This is a genomic window from Myxococcus sp. CA005, from assembly GCF_006518205.1.
GTDB classification, from domain to species: Bacteria; Myxococcota; Myxococcia; order Myxococcales; family Myxococcaceae; genus Myxococcus; species Myxococcus xanthus.
This window is the reverse complement of the sequence record NZ_SRLV01000067.1, coordinates 19634-38146: the sequence shown is the minus strand read 5'-3', so window position 1 is coordinate 38146 and position 18513 is coordinate 19634. Positions and strand designations below refer to the sequence as shown.

General features: G+C 69.3%; 17 protein-coding genes. 9 read left to right on the top strand and 8 right to left on the bottom strand.

The genetic code is table 11. The features are described 5' to 3' along the window. Positions 1 to 25: 25 nt before the first annotated feature. The gene (locus FMQ63_RS25915) at positions 26 to 1195 is read left to right on the top strand and encodes a ribonuclease D (RefSeq protein WP_011555930.1); all 1170 of its coding nucleotides are present in this window, start codon (positions 26 to 28) and stop codon (positions 1193 to 1195) included. A gap of 214 nt (positions 1196 to 1409) precedes the next feature. Further along, positions 1410 to 4016 carry a M1 family metallopeptidase gene (locus FMQ63_RS25910; RefSeq protein ID WP_228556494.1) on the top strand — a complete coding sequence of 869 codons (2607 nt, stop codon included), beginning with the start codon at positions 1410 to 1412 and terminating at the stop codon, positions 4014 to 4016. Positions 4017 to 4018: 2 nt separating this feature from the next. Here the strand turns inward: FMQ63_RS25910 and FMQ63_RS25905 are convergent, their stop codons facing one another. After that, positions 4019 to 4660, bottom strand: a complete 642-nt coding sequence (locus FMQ63_RS25905) for an O-methyltransferase (RefSeq protein ID WP_011555932.1) — start codon at positions 4658 to 4660, stop codon at positions 4019 to 4021. Between the two features lie 99 nt (positions 4661 to 4759). On the opposite strand from FMQ63_RS25905, the gene FMQ63_RS25900 reads away from it, so the two are divergent. Further along, the gene (locus FMQ63_RS25900; RefSeq protein ID WP_225888113.1) at positions 4760 to 5113 is read left to right on the top strand and encodes a hypothetical protein; all 354 of its coding nucleotides are present in this window, start codon (positions 4760 to 4762) and stop codon (positions 5111 to 5113) included. Positions 5114 to 5167: 54 nt separating this feature from the next. On the opposite strand, the gene FMQ63_RS25895 is transcribed toward FMQ63_RS25900, so the two are convergent. The 4 genes from FMQ63_RS25895 to FMQ63_RS25880 form a co-directional block, all read right to left on the bottom strand. Continuing rightward, a complete protein-coding gene (locus tag FMQ63_RS25895) occupies positions 5168 to 5662 on the bottom strand; it encodes a tetratricopeptide repeat protein (protein WP_011555934.1) in 495 nt (164 codons plus the stop codon). A 49-nt stretch (positions 5663 to 5711) separates the two neighbouring features. After that, entirely contained in the window at positions 5712 to 6974 is a 1263-nt protein-coding gene (locus FMQ63_RS25890; protein ID WP_225909495.1) for a hypothetical protein, read from the bottom strand. A 537-nt stretch (positions 6975 to 7511) separates the two neighbouring features. Beyond that, entirely contained in the window at positions 7512 to 8084 is a 573-nt protein-coding gene (locus tag FMQ63_RS25885; protein WP_011555936.1) for a hypothetical protein, read from the bottom strand. Positions 8085 to 8209: 125 nt separating this feature from the next. After that, complete coding sequence (locus FMQ63_RS25880; protein ID WP_225909496.1) at positions 8210 to 9703, bottom strand: carboxypeptidase M32; 1494 nt, start codon at positions 9701 to 9703, stop codon at positions 8210 to 8212. A gap of 70 nt (positions 9704 to 9773) precedes the next feature. On the opposite strand from FMQ63_RS25880, the gene FMQ63_RS25875 reads away from it, so the two are divergent. Beyond that, positions 9774 to 10316, top strand: coding sequence for a hypothetical protein (locus FMQ63_RS25875; RefSeq protein WP_026114254.1), 543 nt, complete (start codon positions 9774 to 9776; stop codon positions 10314 to 10316). Between the two features lie 10 nt (positions 10317 to 10326). Here the strand turns inward: FMQ63_RS25875 and FMQ63_RS25870 are convergent, their stop codons facing one another. From FMQ63_RS25870 to FMQ63_RS25860, 3 genes are all read right to left on the bottom strand, one after another. Then, entirely contained in the window at positions 10327 to 11661 is a 1335-nt protein-coding gene (locus FMQ63_RS25870) for a cell wall metabolism sensor histidine kinase WalK (RefSeq protein WP_011555939.1), read from the bottom strand. Then, positions 11658 to 12041, bottom strand: coding sequence for a hypothetical protein (locus FMQ63_RS25865; RefSeq protein ID WP_225909497.1), 384 nt, complete (start codon positions 12039 to 12041; stop codon positions 11658 to 11660). Before FMQ63_RS25865 ends, FMQ63_RS25870 begins: the two co-directional genes overlap by 4 nt. Positions 12042 to 12178: 137 nt before the next feature. After that, complete coding sequence (locus FMQ63_RS25860) at positions 12179 to 13804, bottom strand: peptide chain release factor 3 (protein ID WP_011555941.1); 1626 nt, start codon at positions 13802 to 13804, stop codon at positions 12179 to 12181. Positions 13805 to 13918: 114 nt separating this feature from the next. On the opposite strand from FMQ63_RS25860, the gene FMQ63_RS25855 reads away from it, so the two are divergent. The 5 genes from FMQ63_RS25855 (at position 13919) to FMQ63_RS25835 (ending at position 18501) form a co-directional block, all read left to right on the top strand. After that, complete coding sequence (locus FMQ63_RS25855) at positions 13919 to 14314, top strand: RidA family protein (protein ID WP_011555942.1); 396 nt, start codon at positions 13919 to 13921, stop codon at positions 14312 to 14314. A 72-nt stretch (positions 14315 to 14386) separates the two neighbouring features. Next, complete coding sequence (locus FMQ63_RS25850; RefSeq protein WP_011555943.1) at positions 14387 to 15349, top strand: hypothetical protein; 963 nt, start codon at positions 14387 to 14389, stop codon at positions 15347 to 15349. Between the two features lie 43 nt (positions 15350 to 15392). Then, positions 15393 to 16082, top strand: a complete 690-nt coding sequence (locus FMQ63_RS25845) for a response regulator transcription factor (RefSeq protein WP_043613108.1) — start codon at positions 15393 to 15395, stop codon at positions 16080 to 16082. Then, positions 16079 to 17470 (top strand): HAMP domain-containing sensor histidine kinase, encoded by a 1392-nt coding sequence (locus tag FMQ63_RS25840; RefSeq protein ID WP_011555945.1) that lies wholly within the window; start codon positions 16079 to 16081, stop codon positions 17468 to 17470. The genes FMQ63_RS25845 and FMQ63_RS25840 overlap by 4 nt, the downstream gene beginning before the upstream one ends. 128 nt (positions 17471 to 17598) lie before the next feature. After that, a complete protein-coding gene (locus FMQ63_RS25835; protein WP_171452324.1) occupies positions 17599 to 18501 on the top strand; it encodes a helix-hairpin-helix domain-containing protein in 903 nt (300 codons plus the stop codon). Positions 18502 to 18513: the final 12 nt, after the last annotated feature.

The following is an 18513-nucleotide window of genomic DNA, read 5'->3' as shown; positions in this document are numbered from 1 at the left end:
CCGGTCCGCTAGCCTGCCTCCCGCAATGCCGACCTACCCGCAAGGTGCCGTTGACGTAGTAGATGCCTCAGGAGAAGAGAGCGCGACCCGCACGCTGGAAGCCGCGCGCGAAATCGCCGTGGACCTGGAGGCGGATTCGATGCACGCCTTCCGCGCCCGGCTGTGCTTCCTCCAGCTCGCCACCGACGACCAGGTCTTCCTGTTGGACACGCTCCAACCGGGCGTGGTGCCGGGCATGCTCGCCCCGCTGATGGCCGACCCGGCGCGCACCAAGTTCTTCCACGCCGCCCAGGGCGACCTCCAGTTCCTCGCCGAGGTGGGAGTCCGAGTGCAGGGCCTCTTCGACACCCACCGGGCGGCCACCCTGCTGGGGTGGCCCAAGGTGGGCCTGGCCGACCTCGCCCGGGAACGGCTGGGCGTGGAGCTGCCGAAGGAGCACCAACAGTCGGACTTCTCCATCCGCCCCCTGCCCCCGGGCATGCGGGAGTACATCGCCAATGACGTGCGCTACCTGTGCGAGCTGGGCCGCCAGGTCCGCGACGCCTGCCGCGAGGCCGACATCCTGGAGGAGGTCCTCCTGGACTGCGTCCGCCTGTGCGACGAGGCCGCGGCGCGCCCCGACGTGGGCGCGGACTTCAAGCCCAAGCTGCCCCGCGCCGGGCTGAATCCCACGCAGATGACGCTGGCCCACGCCATTGCCCACGCCCTGCACCGCAAGCGGCTGGAGTGGGCGGAGAAGGACAACGTCCCTATGGGGCGGATGCTCTCCAACATGGCGTTGGGTGACATCGCGGTGAAGCTGCCCACCAACCCCAAGGAGTTGGCGCGCATGGCCGGCGTGCGGGGCTCCTTCATCCGCTCGCACGGGGAGGAGCTCCTGGCCGTGGTGCGCGAACTGTTGGAGAAGTCGCGCCGGGGCGAACTGGCGCCGGAGCGCGAACCCAAGGGCCCCAAGGACACCAACAAGCGCAAGCGCGAGGAGGCCCTCAAGACCTTCCGCGTGGAGAAGGCCACCGAGCGCAAGGTGACGCCCAGCGTGGTGCTGACCAATCCGCTGATGGACGCGCTGGCCTCGCAGCCCCCGAAGGACGTGGAGGCGCTGACGCAGGTGCCCTACTTGGGGGAGAAGCGGGTGCGGCTGTACGGCCCCGCGCTCGTGGAGCTGCTGGCCGCCTACCCCGTCCTCAACGCCTGAAGTGAAGGTGGGGCCGCGACCTGCTCGCGGCCCTGGCGCCAGTCATGGAGAATGTCCGCCCGCGCGCCCCTTCCTGCCGCGGATGGAGATGCTCCCGGTGCGGTGCCGACACTTCATCTATCCGCTGCTCGTCCTCTGCCTCGGCGCCTGTGCGGGCTCGCGGCCCCAGCCCGCTCCCACTCGGTCTGCCCCCGCTCGCCCCGTCACGCAGGCCGTGACGCCCGAGAAGGAGGCCCCCGTCCTCACCCCGCCGGGACTGCGGCTGTCTCCGGCCGTGCGGCCCGTGCGGCAGACGGTGACGCTGGAGCTGGACCCGCGGCGGAAGATGTTCAGCGGGACGACGGACATCGAAATCGAGCTGCCCCAGGCCACGCACGAGGTGTGGCTGCACGGGGAGGAGCTCTCCGTGAAGGACGCGGCCTTCATCGTGGCGGGCGCGCGGGTCAAGACGTCCACGCTGCCCATCGGCGACATGCTCGTCTTCCTCCCGCGTGAGGCGGTGGGCCCCGGCACCGTCATCCTGCGCGTGGCGTACACGGGCCGGGCGCGTGCCCGGGAGAGCTCAGGCGTCTACCGCGAACAGGACGCGGGGCGCTGGTACACGATGACCCAGTTCCAGCCGCTGGCCGCTCGGCGCGCCTTCCCCTGCTTCGACGAGCCCGCCTTCAAGATTCCCTGGCGGCTCACCCTGCGCGTGCGCGAGGAGGACGGCGCCTTCGCCAATTCACCGGTGGAGGCCGAGACGCACGGCCCGGATGGATGGAAGACGGTGCGCTTCCAGACAACGCCCCCGCTGCCCTCGTACCTGGTCGCCTTCGCGGTGGGCCCCTTTCAAGCCGTGGACGCGGGCGTCGCGGGCCAACACCGCGTGCCGGTGCGGATGCTGGTGCCGCAGGGCCGCGCCGCGGAAGCGGCCTGGGCCGCGCAGGCCACGCCCCCGCTGCTGGAGCACTTGGAGACGTGGTTCGGCACGTCCTACCCCTACGCGAAGCTGGACGTGCTGGCCCTGCCCGGCACGCAAGGGGGCGCCATGGAGCACCCCGGCCTCATCACCTTCAGCGCCCCGCTCATGCTGGGCCCCGTGGAGGGGGACTCCCTGTGGCGCCAGCGCTACTTCGCGCTGACGCAGGCGCACGAGCTCGCGCATCAGTGGTTCGGCAACCTCGTGACGCCCGCGTGGTGGGACGACCTCTGGCTCAACGAGTCCTTCGCGGACTGGCTCGCCTACAAAGTCGTGACGCAGTGGAAGCCCGAATGGCGCGGTGACGTGCGCCGCGTGGAAGCGCGAGGTGATGCCCTGGTGGAGGACCGGCTCGTCAGCGCGCGCAGTGTCCGGCAGCCCATCGAAGCGCCGGGAGACGTCCACTCCGCCTTCGACGGCATCACCTACAACAAGGGCGCCGCGGTGCTGGCCATGTTCGAGTCCTGGGTGGGCCCCGACGCCTTCCAGCAAGGCGTGCGGCACTACCTGGACACCCACGCGAGGGGCACCGCCACCACCGCGGACTTCTTCGAAGCCCTCACCCAAGCCACCGGCAAGGACGTGGCGCCCGCCTTCTCCTCCTTCCTGGACCAGCCAGGCGCGCCGCGCGTCGCCATGACGCTGGAGTGCCCCAAGGAGGGACCGCCCCGGCTGACCCTGGAGCAGCGGCGCTATCTCCCTCTGGGCTCGCCGGGCGGACGCGGGGAAGAACAGGCGTGGCAGGTGCCGGTGTGCGTGCGCTACGCCGCCGGGGGCACGGAGGGCCGCGCCTGCACGGTGCTCTCGGAGTCCACGGGCACGCTGTCCCTGGATGGCGCGAAGTCCTGCCCGGACTGGGTCCACCCCAACGCGGAAGGCCGCGGCTACTACCACGCGCTGCTGCGCGGTGATGCGATGGAGCGGCTGACGCGGCAGGGGGGCCGGGGGCTCAGCATCGCCGAGCGCCGCGTCCTGCTGGATGACGCCGAGGCCCTGGTGGCCAGTGGCGAGCTGGACGTGGCCCAGGCCCTGACACTGGCCACGCGCCTGCTGCGAGCGGACGACCCGGACCTCGTCATGGGCGCGGCGGCCCTGGTCGCCAGCGTGCGGGATGACTTCGTCCCGCGAGCCGCGTGGCCAAACCGCGCGCGCTTCGTCCGTGGCCTCTTTGGCGGTCAGGCTCGCCAGTTGGGCTTCGTTCCGCGCCCGGGCGAAAGCGACGACGTGCGCATGCTGCGGCCCCGGCTGGTGTGGATGGTGGCCCAGTCAGGCGAGGACGTCCTCCTGCGAACGGAGGCCGGGAAGCTCGCGCTGCGCTGGCTGGACGACCGGCGCTCCCTGTCCATGGACGCGGCGCAGGGCGTGCTGGGCGCCGCTGCGGCCTCGGGGGATGCCGTCCTCCACCAGCGCATGCTCGAAGCCCTGCGCACCACCACGGAGAGCCGCGAGCGCGACCTGCTCTTCACCGCCCTGGGAGGCTTCCAGGATGCCGCGCTCGCCAGCGCCAGCCGGGCCCTGCTGCTGGCGCCGGACGTGGACACGCGTGAGGCCCTGCCCATCCTCTTCCGGCAGTTGGAGGAGCAGCCCACCCGCGCGGGTGCGTTCGACTTCCTGCGCGAGCACTTCGAGACGCTCCGGGAGCGGCTGCCGCGGGACATCGCGCCCTGGCTGCTGGGCACCGGCGGATTCTTCTGCGACGCCGAACACCGCGCGCGGTTCGCGGACTTCTTCGCGCCCTACGCGCCCACCTTCGAAGGGGGTGAGCGCGCCCTGGCGCAGGCGCTGGAACGCGTGGACCTGTGCATCGCCCAGCGCGAAGCCCTGCGCCCCGGCTTGGAACGCTTCCTGCGCCGCTACTGACGTCAGCGCTTGCGCGCGAGCATCATCCCGTCACGCACCGTGAGCAGCACGTGCTCCACGCGAGGGTCCGCCGCCACCTTCGCGTTGAAGTCGACAATCGCATGGTCACTGGGGCCCTCCGGCTGGAGCACCCGGCCCGACCACAGCACGTTGTCCGCGATGATGAGCCCGCCCGGCCGCAGCAGCGGCAACACCGCGTCCCAGTAGGCGGCGTAGCTCGGCTTGTCCGCGTCGATGAACGCCAGGTCGAATGGCCCCTGGAGCGTTTTCAGGGTGTCCAGCGCCGGCCCCATGCGCAGGTCGATTTTCCGTCCATGCGGACTGCGCAGGAAGAAAGCGCGCGCCACGTCGGTGGCCTCGGGGTCGATGTCGCAGGTAATGAGCGCCCCATCATCCGGGAGCGCTTCCGCCATCATCAGCGCTGAGTACCCGGTGAAGGTCCCGATTTCCAACACCCGCCGCGCACCGGTCAACGCGACCAGCATGCGCAGGAAGGTGCCTTCAACGGACCCGACCTGCATGTTGGGGGAGGACATCCGCGCATACGTGACATCACGGAGTTCATCGAAGAGGGGCGCGGGTGCCGTGGTGTGAGCGTCCGCGTACGCCTCGATTTCGGGAGGAACGAGGGTGAACTTGGGCATGTCCCATCGATTAGCACGTACCGCGGGGCCCCCCACTTCAGGTTGCCGTCAGACGCCTCGTGCATAACTTTGTCGTCGCTCTGGATGGAGGAGGTCTCGATGCTGGCAGCCAGAATCGGTGGTGCGCACGCGGATGTGTCCCGGTGCATCGCCGCGAGCCTCCAGTGTCAGGTTTCCTGCGAAGAGGGCATGGCCCGCCGGGTCGCCCGAGGGGAGCCGCTGTCCGGCGAGGTGGTACGCCTGCTTCGACAGTGTGCTGAACTGTGCGAACTGAATGCACGCGCGCTCCAGAAGGAGAGCCGGCTCGCCCGGCGCACCGCGAGCCTGTGCTTCGACCTGGCCAACCTGGTAGCCCGGACCGCGTGGCTGGACGCAGAGGACCGCGATTCGTACACGCTCGCGCGGGACGCGCTGCAATTGGCCCGCGCGTGCAGGCCCCTGCTGTTCGCCTGAGTCAGAAGCGCAGGTGCGGACTGAGCACCAGCGTGGGGCCCGCGGTAGGGCCGCTCACGCCGCCTGCGGGACGGGAATCTCAGACAGCATCTCGTTGAGCGCGTCGACCTGTTGCGGCTCGTGGCCCGGCTGAGCCTGGACGATGTCGATGGCGCGCTGGAGCATGCGCCGCGCCGCTTCGGGAGCGTCATGTTGGACGTGGAGGCGGGCCAGCTCCACGAGCTGCGGCACCAGGTATGGGTCCTGCGCTCCCGCCGCCTGCTCCAACCGCACCAGGGACTCCTGGAGCAGTGAATACGCATCCGTGTGGTTGCGCTCCTTCAAATCGAACGCGGAGCTTTGCAGGACGATGGCGCTCGCGAGCCGGTCCTGCTCCTCGTCCGTCGCGGCCAGGGGCGCCGGCGCCTCGTACCCTCGCGCTTGGAGCGTGCTGTCGAGATCCCCAACGGTGTCTCGAGTTCCAGCATGACGGGCGACGACACCACCGATGCCTCCCGGAATCGGTACGCGGCCAGCGCCATGAACGACGGGGCGCGGGAGGAGAGTCACTCCTTCCGCGCCCCGGCATCACGCACCAGCACTCAAGATGACACCGGAACTACAGGTCCAGCAGGCGCGCCTGGAACCCATTGCTCCCCGTCGAGGTGAGCAGCACCAGTTGGCCGTTGTGAACGAAGACCCGCTGGGCCGCGCCCGGGTAGTACGCCGCCGAGAGGATGTCGAACCGGTGGTTGAGCACCCGCAGCTGCGTCCTGTCTCCCACGGTGTCGATGAGGTAGAGGCGCTCACCGTGGAAGGCGATGTCCACGAACGACAGGCCGATGCTGGTGCGGTACGTCAGGTCCGCCGTGTTGAAGAGGAGGCCACTCCCCGTCACGACCGCGGAGCCATCCGGCCACAGCCGCAGCGGCGCCCTCAGGTTGTAGGCACCATGGTAGGGCGAGTCGATTTCAGCGCCCAGCGTGCCCGCCTCCATGTCCACCTGCACCCGGTTCAGATCCTGTGGCGAGACGCCGCTGTCGGCGAAGTAGATGGTGTTGTTCGCCTCCGAGAACAGCAGGCTCACCGCACTGTTCCTCCAGTCCGCCGCCGCGACCCGAGCGCCCGTGGCCCGCTGATAAAGCGCATGCGTACCCCAAGCCCCGGAGCCATCAATGGTAAACAGGTATCGGTCCGCCACCACCATGCGCGACACCGACGCAGGCGCCGCGGCGAAGAAGCGGGCCGTGCCCCCCTCCGTCGAAGTGAAGGCGTCGATACGCCCTCCCGTGTAGGCCAGGTATGCGGTCTGACCGTCCGAAGCGACCGCCATCGATGTCGCATCACCCGTCCCGACGTAGGCGGACAGGAAGCTCCGGGTCGTCAGGTCGAGTCGACGGATACGATTCGCGTTGCCGTCCAGGAAGTGGATGACGCCATCGTGCGTCAGCGTCGCGTCCTGGTAGGAGAAGGCGAACTCGGCCCCGCCCAGCACGACGCCCGCATCCGGGTCCACGCCGCCATCACTGCCACCATCCGGAGTGGGCTCACCGGTCTCCAGTTCGCCCGTGATGTCGATGCCACCATTGGTCGTGCCCGGGCAGTTGACCGGGTTGCGCTGCAGCACGAGGCCCGCCGAAACCACCTCGCCGGCCACGACGTCGACCACAGCGCTGCCCGCGTACACCTCCAGCATGGACGCGTTATACGCAATCACACGCACTGCCCGACCGGCTCCCGCAGGCACCTCGGACACCTGCCCCCGGATGGCCGTGCCGTCCACGTGAAGCGGAACAGGCCCGATGACAGGCATGCCCAGGCCGGAAACAACGGCATCGGCGGACACGACGCCGCAGACATCCCCCGCCAGGGAGATTTCCATTCGGACGGACTCGGTTTCACCTGCGTTCTCGGACGATCCCTCGCTGTTGCAAGCCGCCACCAGCGCGCAGGCCGCCCACATCAGCCCAACTCGACTCAGAATTCTCATGAATGTTCCCCCTCCGCGCGGGCCCAATACGACAAGTGCGACTCCCACGCAATGCGTTGCAAACGTGGACTCGGAACTCCCGAGCCCACGGTCACGCAATGACGGCAGCCCCTGCAAAGCCTGACACACCCATTGAATTCGCGGCGACCGCCGATGCGCTGGGACGCAAGAAAGCGTGCCACGCATTAGCAATGGGTCACGACGACCTCATGCATTCATTGATGCAAGGCCACTGCGGACATTGCCCGCGCAACTCCATGAATGCGATTCGCGTCACGCCCCCTGGCACACGTCTGTCTGCAGTAGGAACTCCCCTGAGCCATCGCTCCTCCCGCCGCTACAGTCGCTTCGAACGGCGGCGGGCACTGAAACGGCGACGCCACGGCCCGCTCCGGCAAGAGCGGGAACGCAGGGTGTGCCCATTCCGGACTACTCCCACTGCTTCGCGATGTCCGCCTGAGTCGGCTGCGCAGGTGGCGGAACGTAGTAGCGCGCCGGGTGGTAATCCCTGTCCGACCAGGTCACCTTCTTCCCGAACTCGCCCACCGCGCCACGAACCTGGCCGACCGGATACTGACGCTCACGCCCGTCCGTGAAGGCCTCGGCGACACGCCCATCCTTGAAGACGGCCCGGTAGATGAGCGTCGCCTCGTGGCACCGAATGCCCGTGTAGATGCGCTCGTAGCGGACACCGTCGGTACGGAGCAGGTGATACTCCAGCTTGTTGTACTTCTGGCCCGGCTCGAAACGCCCCTTGCTGCACCGAGCCACCACCTCCGAGACTTCCTTCAAGAACGCCCGCGAATTGGCCGCCGCTTCCGGAATCAGCCCAGGGGAATGCGTGGGATTCATCCTCTCGATGGCCGCGTCGATGCTCTCATTGAGCAGCTTCGCCAGCGTCGGACTCGAGATGTTCCCTGGCTCCGCGGGTGGCGACAGGTACGGGGACAAGAAGATGTAGGCGCCCACGCCGATGGCACCCGCGCCCCAGCCCAGCAGCATGATTTTTCCAGGTTTGATTTGCGTCCCCCTTTGCCGTGTTGCTCCTCAGCTATCACAGAACAGACAGCCCAGGCACGAGGCGGCATGAATGCCACCTCCTGACTGACGCACGCGCTATCAGCCTCTCAAAGCGAGACACCGTAGAGCGCGCCGTACTTCTCCTTCAGGTACGCCAGGAAGTCCGTGTCGGTGAGCCCCTGCCCCGTCACCTGCTTCACGCGCTCCTCCGCGGAGTGGCGGAAGCCATGCTGGTGCACATGTGTGCGCAGCCAGTCACGCAGGGGCAGCAACTCCCCCCGGCCCAGGTGCGCCTCCAACTCCGGCAGGTCGCGCTTCGCGGCGCGGTAGAGCGACGCGGCGTACAGGTTGCCCAGCGAATACGTGGGGAAGTAGCCCAGCTCGCCCCAGGCCCAGTGGATGTCCTGGAGCACGCCCTGCGTGTCGTCCGGCGGCGTGATGCCCAGGTACTTTTCCATGCGTGCGTTCCACGCGGCGGGCAGGTCCTCCACCGGCAGCTCGTCGCGCACCAGGAGCAGCTCCAGCTCGTAGCGCAGCGCGATGTGCAGATTGTACGTCACCTCGTCCGACTCGATGCGGATGAGCGACGGCCCCACCGCATTCACCGCGGCGTGGAAGGTCTCCAGGTCGGTGCCGGACAGCGCCTCCGGGAAGGCGGCGCGCAGCACGGGGAAGTAATGCCGCCAGAACGGCAGGCCGCGGCCCACCATGTTCTCCCACAGGCGTGACTGCGACTCGTGCAGTCCCATGGAAGGCGCGGCGGCCAGTGGGGTGCGGTAGAGCTCGGGAGCGAAGCCCTGCTCATACAGGCCGTGGCCGGCTTCGTGGATGGTGCTGAAGATGGACGGGAACGGCGTGGCCGTGTCCACGTGCGTGGTGAGCCGCACGTCCAACGGGTGCGTGCCCCCTGTGAAGGGGTGGATGCTCAGGTCCTGCCGGCCCGCCTCCAAATCGAACCCGATGTCCTTCAACAGCCGCAGGGTGAAGGCCCACTGCGTGTCCTTGTCGTAGTGACGGCCCATCAGGAAGGGCGCCACCGGCCGGCTCACCGCGGTGAGCTTGCCCACCATGGGGATGAGGTGCTCGCGCAGCGCCGACAGCACCGGCGTCAGGCGCGCCACGCGCATGCCCGGCTCATGGCCTTCCAGCAGCGCGTCATAACGCTCCCCGTCATGCCCATACGCGTCCGCCTGCTCCCGGCGCAGCGACAGCAGGCGCTGGAGCGCGGGCTGGAAGACGGTGAAGCGCCTTGCCTGCCGGGCTTCCCGCCAGGCCTGGATGGCGTCGCTGATGGCTCCCGCGAGCGCCCGCACCAGCGGCGCGGGGACGCGCACCTCCCGCTCCCGCTCCCGCGTCAGCACCGTCACCATGGCCCGGGCGTCGTCGGACAGGTCCGCCTGCGAGGCGGCCTGGGCCAGGGCCTCCCCCAGCCGGGGGTCCACCAGGCGCTCGTGGTGCAGCCCCTGCAGGGTGGAGAGCTGATGGGAGCGCGCGGGACCGGCCTTGGAGGGCAGGTACGTCTCCATGTCCCACGTGGCCAGGCCGATGAGGCCCTGAAGGTCGCGAAGTTCCTGCATCCGGGTCAGCAGCCAGGTATCCATGCCCGGATTCATAGCCCGCTTCGCGCCGCACTATCGCGAAAGACGCACTCGGGAGTATGAGGGCTGCGCGATGGCCAACGTCATTCAGTTCTTCATGTCCCCCGACGACGAACTCGCCTTCTTCCGCTTCCTGGAGCGCTTCGTCCTGGAGGTGTACCCCCGGCGCGTCCCACAGGATTGGGAGACCTTCCGCGCGAACACGGAGAACCTGGAGCGGCTGCCCCCGGAGGACCTCTACATGGTGGCCTCCGAGCTGGGCGCGGCCATCGTCGACAAGGTGAAGCGCGGCCCGGACAAGGGCTACTGGCGCATCGACGAGGTGCGCTCGCCCGTCATCTTCATGGAGCGCTGTCGCACCAACGAAGAGGGCGAGCTGCTCAGCGGCAAGATGTGGGCGGAGCTGGACATCACCGCGCAGACGGGCCGGAAGAACGCGGCGCCCGACAAGTTCCGGAGCCTGTTCCTCGAGGTCGAGGAGTACATCAAGAAGACGTACCGCAAGGGCGATCCCAAGGGCTTCTTCGTGGGCCCCAAGACGGCGCGGCTCTGCAAGGAAGGGCTCGTGCTGCGCGACTCCGCCTTCCGCGGTGGCACGGTGTTGCCCTACAAGTAGCCGCGGCGCCTCAGGGCAGGGCCACGGGCAGGGTGAAGGAGAAGGTGCTCCCCTGCCCTTCGTGGCTCTCCACGTTGAGCGTCCCGCCGTGCGCGGCCACCAGACTCCAGGCGATGCTCAGCCCCAGCCCCGTGCCGCGTCCCGGTGAATGGCTGGCCCGCCAGAAGCGCTCGAAGAGGTGCGGTGCGTCCTCGGCGGGGATGCCGGGCCCGGAGTCCTTCACGAAGACGCACACCTTCGCCCCCTCCACCAAGCGGGCCCGTACCTCAATGACGCCGCCAGGGGGCGTGAACTTGATGGCGTTGCTCACCAGGTTGGCCAGCACCTGGAGGATTCGCTCGCGGTCGGCGAGCACCGGCGGCAGCTCGGGCGCCTGCGCCACCGTCAGGACCTGCCCCTTCTCCAGCGCGAGCGGCCGGAGCACCTCCAGCGACTGCGCCAGCAAGGCGTCCACGGGAAGGGGCTGGAGCGTCAGGGGAATGGGCATGCCGCGCAGACGCGCCCGGTCCAGCAGGTTGCCGATGAGGCTGCTCATCTGCTGCTCGGCGAGGACGATGTTCTCCAGGTAGCGGCGCCGGCGGTGTTCCTTCTCCGGCGCCGTGCCCGCATTCAGAATCATCTCCGCGTTCATCCGCACCGCGAGCAGCGGCGTCTTGATGTCATGGGAGACGACGGTGAGCAGCTCGTCGCGCCAGCGCACGGCCTCCTGGGCCTGAAAGAACAGCGCCTCCGCGCGCTCACGCCGGCGAACTTCGCGGCGCAGGACATGCTCCTTCGGCAGGGCCACGGCCAGAAGGTTCGCCACCGCGTCCAGCAGCACCAGCCCGTCCTCCCCCAGCCCCACCGACTCCACGTGGAGCACGCCCAGGACGCCTTCCTTCGCCACCAGCGGCAGGGTGACCACCCCGGGAACCCGGGCCGGTTCCGCCTTGAACACGCCCTCGATGACGTCACGCCCTTGCAGCGTCACACGCTCCAGGCCCACGAGGTACGCGTACGCGGAGGCGGCATGCGCCACGGCCTGGGACGGAGGGGACTCCATGCCCACGGACGAATGCCACGCCATCAGGCAGGGCCGCTCCGGAACGGGCACTCCGGACGCATCCACCCCCTCCAGCAGAAGCGCGACGCGGACCGGCAGCCATCGGGAAAGGCGGTCCACCAGCGCGGGAAAGCTGGCCGCGACACCCTCGGAAGCGCAGAGCAGCTGGCCTACCTCATGGAGCTGCGCCAGATGGCGGTGGGCCTGCCCCCGCTTTCGCCAGGCGCGACGGGGCCGCCGGCGGGAGGCTGGGACGTCCGGGTGGGCGGAGTCATCCCCCGCTGGGCTCCGCGGCGCCTTCATCGGGGGGGCCTCGTCCCTTCCACGGCCAGCAGCTCCTCACGGAGCGCGGCGGAGAGGACCTCGCCCGTCAGCGCCCCGAGGACGCGCAGCCACTCCTCGACCAGGACCACCAGCGACTCCTCCAGCCGTTCCGGGTCGAATTCAGCCACGACCGGATGCAGCCCCTCGAAGCGAAGACCCTCCGATGTGACGACGAGCGCCGACAAGTGAGGATGGGCCTGGACCACCCGCTGGAGCACCCGCTCCAGGATGACCACCAGGGTGACCTCCCCCAGGGCCGAACGGCCACGGCGCCACAGCGCCTGAAAGCCACGCTCGAACAGGTCCAACAGCGCGGGAGAGGATGGGCGCGGCAGCTGGCATTGACGCCAGGCACGCACGACCTCGTGAGGTAGGGGGTGCCGCTCTGACATGCAGTGGGCCGGCTGCGGTGCGACGCGGAAAGCCCCCTTCGCTTAATGAAGCCCCTGGCGAAAGTCCATTCGCCCAGGGGCTGGTACTACCCGGCCGGCGGGCCTCAGCCGCCCGAAGCCAGGGGGGTGGCCTGCCGCAACTGCGGGGCCTCCGAGACGAACTTCAGCTCCGGGTGCTTGTCCTCGGCGTGCTGGAGCGCCCAGTCATCCCGGAAGAGCACCAGGGGCAGTCCGTCCCGGTCCTGCACCGTCTGACGGTTGCCTTCCCAGTCGAACGCCTTCGGGTCGAAGTTGGCGCCCACCACCCAGCGCGCATGGCTGAAGGGCAGCCGGTCCAGCGCGATCTTCGCGCCGTACTCGTGCTCCAGGCGGTACTGGAGGACCTCGAACTGGAGCGCGCCCACCACGCCGACGATGGGGTCCTTCATGCCCATCTGCAGCTGCTGGAAGATTTGCACCGTGCCCTCCTCGGAGAGCTGCTCCAGGCCCTTCTCCATCTGCTTGCGGCGGAGCGGATCCCGGCTGCGGACGACGGCGAAGAACTCCGGGCTGAAGCGCGGCACGCCCTCGAACTCCACGCCGGTGCCCTCCGCCAGCGTGTCGCCGATGCGGTACAGCCCCGGGTCGAACAGGCCGATGACGTCCCCAGGCCACGCGTCCTCGATGGAGGTGCGCTCGGCGGCCATGAACTGGCTCGGCTTGGCCAGACGGACGTCCTTGCCCAGGCGCGAGTGGAAGGCGCTCATGCCCTTCACGTACCGGCCGCTCACCACGCGCATGAAGGCGATGCGGTCGCGGTGCGCGGGGTCCATGTTCGCCTGAATCTTGAAGACGAAGCCGGCGAACTTCGGGTGGGTGGGCTCGCGCGGCCCCTGCGTCGTCAGGCGCGACGTGGGCGCGGGGGCCAGGTCCAGGAAGGCATCCAGGAACGGGCGCACGCCGAAGTTGGTCATCGCGCTGCCGAAGAACATGGGCGTGAGCTGCCCCGCATCGCTCTTCTCGCGGGTGAACTCGTCGCCGCCGATGTCCAGCAGCTCGATTTCCTCGTGCAGCTTCGCCAGCTCCGTCTCGGTGAGGACCGTCTTGATTTCATCCGAGTCGATGGCGACCGAGCGCTCGCTCACCTCGGACTCGCCGTGGGAACCCTCGGTGGAGAAGACGTGGACGACGCGGGCCTGCCGGTCATAGACGCCGCGGAAGTCCGGGCCCATGCCGATGGGCCAGTTCATCGGATAGGAGCGGATGCCGAGCACGTGCTCCAGCTCGTTCATCAACTCCAACGGCTCGCGGCCGTAGCGGTCCAGCTTGTTGACGAAGGTGAAGATGGGGATGCCCCGCAGGCGGCAGACCTTGAAGAGCTTCTTGGTCTGCGGCTCCACACCCTTGGCGGCGTCGATGAGCATCACCGCCGCGTCCGCCGCGGCCAGGGTGCGGTAGGTGTCCTCGGAGAAGTCCTGGTGGCCCGGCGTGTCCAGCAGGTTCACCGAGTGGTCGCGGTAGCTGAACTGGAGGACGGACGAGGTGACGGAGATGCCGCGCTCCTTCTCCAGCTCCATCCAGTCGGACGTGGCATGCCGCCGCGCCCGCTTGGCCTTCACGCTTCCAGCCAGATGGATGGCGCCGCCGTAGAGCAGCAGCTTCTCGGTGAGGGTCGTCTTACCCGCGTCGGGGTGGGAGATGATCGCGAAGGTGCGCCGCCGGGCGACCTCCCTATGGAGCTCGTTCGTCATGACCCGGGGCCAACTATCACGGGCGGTATTTCCTTGCAGCTTGCAAGCGGCGCTTGCCGGCCGGGCAGGGTCCCATGCAAGGCTGCCGACCCACACCTACCCTCGGAGCCCCCCATGAAGCGCACCCAGCATTCGACTGGAACCCCGTGGGAGCCCCAGGTGGGCTACTCGCGCGCCGTGCGTGTGGGCCCCTTCGTCTCCGTGTCCGGGACGACAGCCACCGATGCCCAGGGACACATCGTGGGCGTGGGGGACGCCTACCTGCAGGCCCGGCAGACGCTCCAGAACATCCAATCCGCCCTGGAGGCCCTGGGCGCCCGGCTGGAGGACGTGGTGCGCACTCGCATGTACGTCGTGGACATCCAGCAGTGGGAAGCGGTCGGCCGGGCGCATGGAGAGTTCTTCGCCCACATCCGCCCCGCCACGTCGATGGTGGAGGTCAGCCGCCTCATCTCCCCCGAAATCCTGGTGGAGATTGAAGCGGACGCCGTCGTCGCGGACGGCGTCTGAAGGCGCGCTCCACAGTCCCTCAACACTTCTCCCGCAAGGTGGGTCCCTCAACGCAGCCGAGGGGGTCCTCACATGTCGAGCATCAGCAAGTCGTTCAAGAAAGCGGTGAAGAAGGTCAAGAAGACGGCAAAGAAGGCGGGTAACACGGTGGTGGATACCGCCAACAAGGCGGCCGATACCGTCACCGATACGGCGGGCACCGTGACGAACCAGGTGAGCCGCGAGGCCGAGCAGCTCGCCCGGGAGGTGGACACCCTCACCCGCGACACCGCGAAGCTGGCGGAGCAGGCGTATGCGGAGTCCCTGGCCGCCGGGGAGGCCGCCTGGAACGAGATGGTGGAGCTGTCCACCCGCTTCCTCACGGACGCGCTGAGCGACGTCGCCGAGGCGCTGGCCGAGGACGTCTACCGCAAGCACCTGGCCCTCCTCGAGAGCATGGCCGAGACGGGCTCCGCGCTGCTGACGAATCCCACCCGCCGCAAGGAGGTGGACTTCCTCGTGGGCCAGTCCTCCCAGAAGAAGAAGGACGAGGACACGAACAAGACAGTCAGCTCGCTGTCTCAGGACGAGTCGGTCCAGCGCACTGGTAACGAGGCCCGGAGCAAGGGGCTCGGGACCCTCTCCATCGGCAGCGGCGGCAGCGCGACCTTCGGCCTGGGCCCCGAGGGAAACGTCGGCATCGCCTTCGACCACCCAGGGCAGACGCAAGTCCGGGGCTTCTTCGGCATCGGGGGCGTCGCAGGCGCCACCAAGGGTATCTCGATGAACTTCCAGTTTGGCGCGTGGGCCGACATGCCCTCCAAGCTCGCCGGCCCCGTGCTCACGGTCAGCCTCGGCGCCGGCGTCGGCAAGTTTTGCGGCAGCGCCCAGGTCGTCTTCAAGATGCCCATCACCGAGAAGGAATGGACGGCCTTCGCCACGAGTGGCAGGCTCGACCTCGCGGGCCTCGTCATGTGCCTCGGCGCGGAAGTCAGCACCTTCGCCAAAGACGGCGTGAGCGCCACGGTCGGCGGCGGCTACACCTGGGTGTACTGAGCGACAGCGCTGACACGACGAGACCCACCTGGGGACCGTGTCCATGAACCCATCGGCGCGCATCCTGGTCGTTGAGGACGATGCCCCCATCGCCGCGGGCATCGTTCGTGGATTGAAGCTCGCGGGCTTCCAGGTGGTGCTCGCCACGGATGGCGTGCTCGCGCTCGAGATGGCCGAGCGCGAGCACCCCGACCTGGTGGTGCTGGACCTCAACCTGCCCGGACAGGACGGCTTCGAGCTGCTGGAAGCCTGGCGCTTCCGGCTCCGTGTCCCCGTCATCGTCCTCACCGCGAGACAGGAACTGGAGGCCCGGCTGCGCTCCTTCGGCCTGGGGGCGGTGGACTACCTCCCCAAGCCCTTCTGGATGGAGGAGCTGGTCGCCCGCATCCGCGCACGGCTGCTTCTCCAGGAGGAGCGCCCGCGACGCGTGCTGCACTGGGACGACGTGAGCCTGGACCTCGACGCCCGCGAGGCGAGCCGCGAAGGCACCGGCGCCCTGCCCTTCACGCGCCACGAGTTCGACGTGCTCGCCTATCTCGCTGAGCGCCCGGGACGGGCCCTGACACGCGCACAGATTGCCCAGCACGCGCTGCCGCCCAGCGAGGAGCGCGATGACCGGACCGTGGACTCTCACATCGCGCGCATCCGCAAGAAGCTGGGGCCAGCGGGCGCGCGCATCCAGACGTCCTGGGGGATTGGCTACCGGTTCGTCCCCGACGAGGAGCCGCGGTGAGGCTGCGCAACCGCCTGGCTCAACGCATCCTCGTGGCCTCTGCGCTCCTGGGCCTGCTGGGCACGCTGGGCGCGTCCTTCCTCGCGATTGTCCTGGGCGTGGATGCCGCGCTGTCGCATGGCGTACGGATGTCCGCCGCCCTGGCGCTCGCGCCCCAGGCGGCGGAGTGCCGGACGACACCGGGATGGCGCTTCCGGAGCCCGGACGGAGTGGAGGTGGAGGCGTACGACCTTGCCCAGGTGGGGGCGGGCTCGCCCGGCGCACGGCCGGACCCCGAGCTGCTCGCGCGACTCGCCCAAGGAGAGCGTGAGCCCACCCTCTTCTACCTCCCGCTCTTCCATCCGGACTCCGCGTGGGCGGGGGCCTCACTGCTGAAGCTCGCGGAGTCCGGCCCCTGCAGCCTCCTGGAGTTCCGCTGGCCGCTCATGGACGAGCGCGCCACGGTGGGCGGGTGGGTCCTCGTGGCCGCCGTCCTCTTCACGATGCTCGCGGCGACGCTGTCCACCTTCGCCGTCGTCCATCCCCTCCTCCAGCGCCTGCGCCGTCTGCATCGGGCGGCGGGGATGCTCGGGGCGAGCCGGTATCACTCCGCGGCGGATGGCCAGGACGATGAGCTGGGCGAGCTGTCACGGGTGCTCGACGCCACCCATGCCCGTGTCCAGGAGGACGCCACCCGCATCGAGGCCCAGAAACACGCGCTGGAGCGACACCTGGCGGACGTCGCGCACGACCTGAAGACGCCCATTGCCTCGCTTCAATTGTCGCTGGAGCTGGCCTCGACGACGCCCACCGAGCCGACCGCGGCGCTCCTCCGCCAGGGCATCGAGGACACCGTCTATCTCACCTCCCTGGTGGACAACCTCCATCTCGCCTGCCAGCTCGGAGAGGGCATCGACCCGACGGCGGGCGACCCGCGCGTGGAGCTGGGGCTGACCGTGGAGCGCGTGGTGCGCAGGCTCCAGCAGCTCGCGCGGTTGCTGGGGCTGACCGTGGAGTGCTCCCGGCCCGACGAGGCGCTCTGGGTGCGCTGCAATCCCACGATGCTGGAGCAGGCCCTGGGCAACCTGCTCCACAACGCCGTCACGCACGGCGAGGCGGGGGGCCACGTCGTGGCGCTCCTGGAGGATGCGGAACCCGGGCGCTTCCGGCTCACCGTGCTCGACGACGGGCCAGGCCTCTCTGCCGAGGAGCTCGAGCGCCTGGGCGAGCGCGGGTTTCGCGCGCAGGCCACGCGGCGCCGGGCGACCCGGGGCAGCGGGCTTGGCCTGTCCATCGTCCGCGAGTTGTGCCACCGCGTCGGCTTCTCACTCGCCTTCGCGCCCAACCCGCCGCGCGGCCTGAAGGTCGTCATTGAAGGACCTCGCGCCTCCACGAGCGAGCCAGGCTGAGCGCTTCGGTCGTGAGCGCGGGCTGCAAGCCGGCCGCCTTGTCGGCCGCCCGCCGAGCCGGTGCCACTGCGCGACCAGAGCGACAGGGGTGGCCACCGTCTTCGGCGCACCCCACCTTGAAGGCAGCCATGGGCGTTGCCTGGAAGGACAACATTGACGTCGCGGACGCGCTGGAGCGCGTCGCGGACCTGCTGGAGGAGCAGGACGCGATGCCCTTCCGGGTTGGCGCCTACCGGAAGGCCGCGGGCACCATCGCGCAGTGGCCTCAACCCGTGGCGGAGCTGCTGGCCGAGGAAGGTGAAGCAGGGCTGCGCAAGCTCCCCGGCGTGGGGAAGAGCATCGCCGCGGCGATGGCGGAGCTGATTCGCACAGGACAGCTCTCCCTGCTCCAGCGGCTGGAGACAGAGCACTCTCCGGAGCAACTCCTGGCCAGCGTGCCGGGCATCGGCGCGGGGCTGGCCCGCCGCATCCATGACGAGCTGAGTGTGCGGACGCTGGAGGAGTTGGAGCAGGCCGCACACGACGGACGGCTGGAGCGCGTGGAGGGCTTCGGCCCCCGGCGCAGCGAACAGGTGCGCGAGCTGCTGGGCGCACGGCTGGGCAGGGAGCGGCGCAGCGCCGCACGCCGGAGCGAAGGACGGGATGAAGGCCCCCGGCCGGACGTGGGCGTGCTGCTCCAGGTGGACGAGGAGTACCGGCGGCGCGCGGACGCAGGCGAGCTGCGCCGGATTGCACCGCGCCGGTTCAATCCCTCTGGCGAAGCATGGCTGCCCGTGCTCCGCAAGAAGCTGGCGGGATGGAACTTCCGCGCGCTCTTCTCCAACACCGCGCTGGCCCACCAGCAGAACGCCACCCATGACTGGGTGGTGCTCTACTTCGACCAGGAAGGCGACGAGGGCCAATGCACCATCGTCACCGCGCATGGCGGTCCGCTCGACGGCCGACGTGTGGTGCGCGGACGCGAGGTGGAGTGCCTCGCGTACTACGGCGTGGAGTCCGAGGAAGTCGAAGCCCCGCAGCCCGGGGCCTGACGCGCCGGCACG

What these genes read in the sequence shown, in the direction of transcription:
- FMQ63_RS25885 (WP_011555936.1), bottom strand. Translation starts at nt 8,084, where the DNA reads ATGCTGCTGGGCTGGGGCGCGGGTGCCATCGGCGTGGGCGCCTACATC.
- FMQ63_RS25905 (WP_011555932.1), bottom strand. Translation starts at nt 4,660, where the DNA reads ATGCCCAAGTTCACCCTCGTTCCTCCCGAAATCGAGGCGTACGCGGAC.
- FMQ63_RS25845 (WP_043613108.1), top strand. Translation starts at nt 15,393, where the DNA reads ATGAACCCATCGGCGCGCATCCTGGTCGTTGAGGACGATGCCCCCATC.
- FMQ63_RS25915 (WP_011555930.1), top strand. Translation starts at nt 26, where the DNA reads ATGCCGACCTACCCGCAAGGTGCCGTTGACGTAGTAGATGCCTCAGGA.
- FMQ63_RS25890 (WP_225909495.1), bottom strand. Translation starts at nt 6,974, where the DNA reads ATGGAAATCTCCCTGGCGGGGGATGTCTGCGGCGTCGTGTCCGCCGAT.
- FMQ63_RS25875 (WP_026114254.1), top strand. Translation starts at nt 9,774, where the DNA reads ATGGCCAACGTCATTCAGTTCTTCATGTCCCCCGACGACGAACTCGCC.
- FMQ63_RS25860 (WP_011555941.1), bottom strand. Translation starts at nt 13,804, where the DNA reads ATGACGAACGAGCTCCATAGGGAGGTCGCCCGGCGGCGCACCTTCGCG.
- FMQ63_RS25835 (WP_171452324.1), top strand. Translation starts at nt 17,599, where the DNA reads ATGGGCGTTGCCTGGAAGGACAACATTGACGTCGCGGACGCGCTGGAG.
- FMQ63_RS25850 (WP_011555943.1), top strand. Translation starts at nt 14,387, where the DNA reads ATGTCGAGCATCAGCAAGTCGTTCAAGAAAGCGGTGAAGAAGGTCAAG.
- FMQ63_RS25900 (WP_225888113.1), top strand. Translation starts at nt 4,760, where the DNA reads ATGCTGGCAGCCAGAATCGGTGGTGCGCACGCGGATGTGTCCCGGTGC.
- FMQ63_RS25870 (WP_011555939.1), bottom strand. Translation starts at nt 11,661, where the DNA reads ATGAAGGCGCCGCGGAGCCCAGCGGGGGATGACTCCGCCCACCCGGAC.
- FMQ63_RS25880 (WP_225909496.1), bottom strand. Translation starts at nt 9,703, where the DNA reads ATGGATACCTGGCTGCTGACCCGGATGCAGGAACTTCGCGACCTTCAG.
- FMQ63_RS25855 (WP_011555942.1), top strand. Translation starts at nt 13,919, where the DNA reads ATGAAGCGCACCCAGCATTCGACTGGAACCCCGTGGGAGCCCCAGGTG.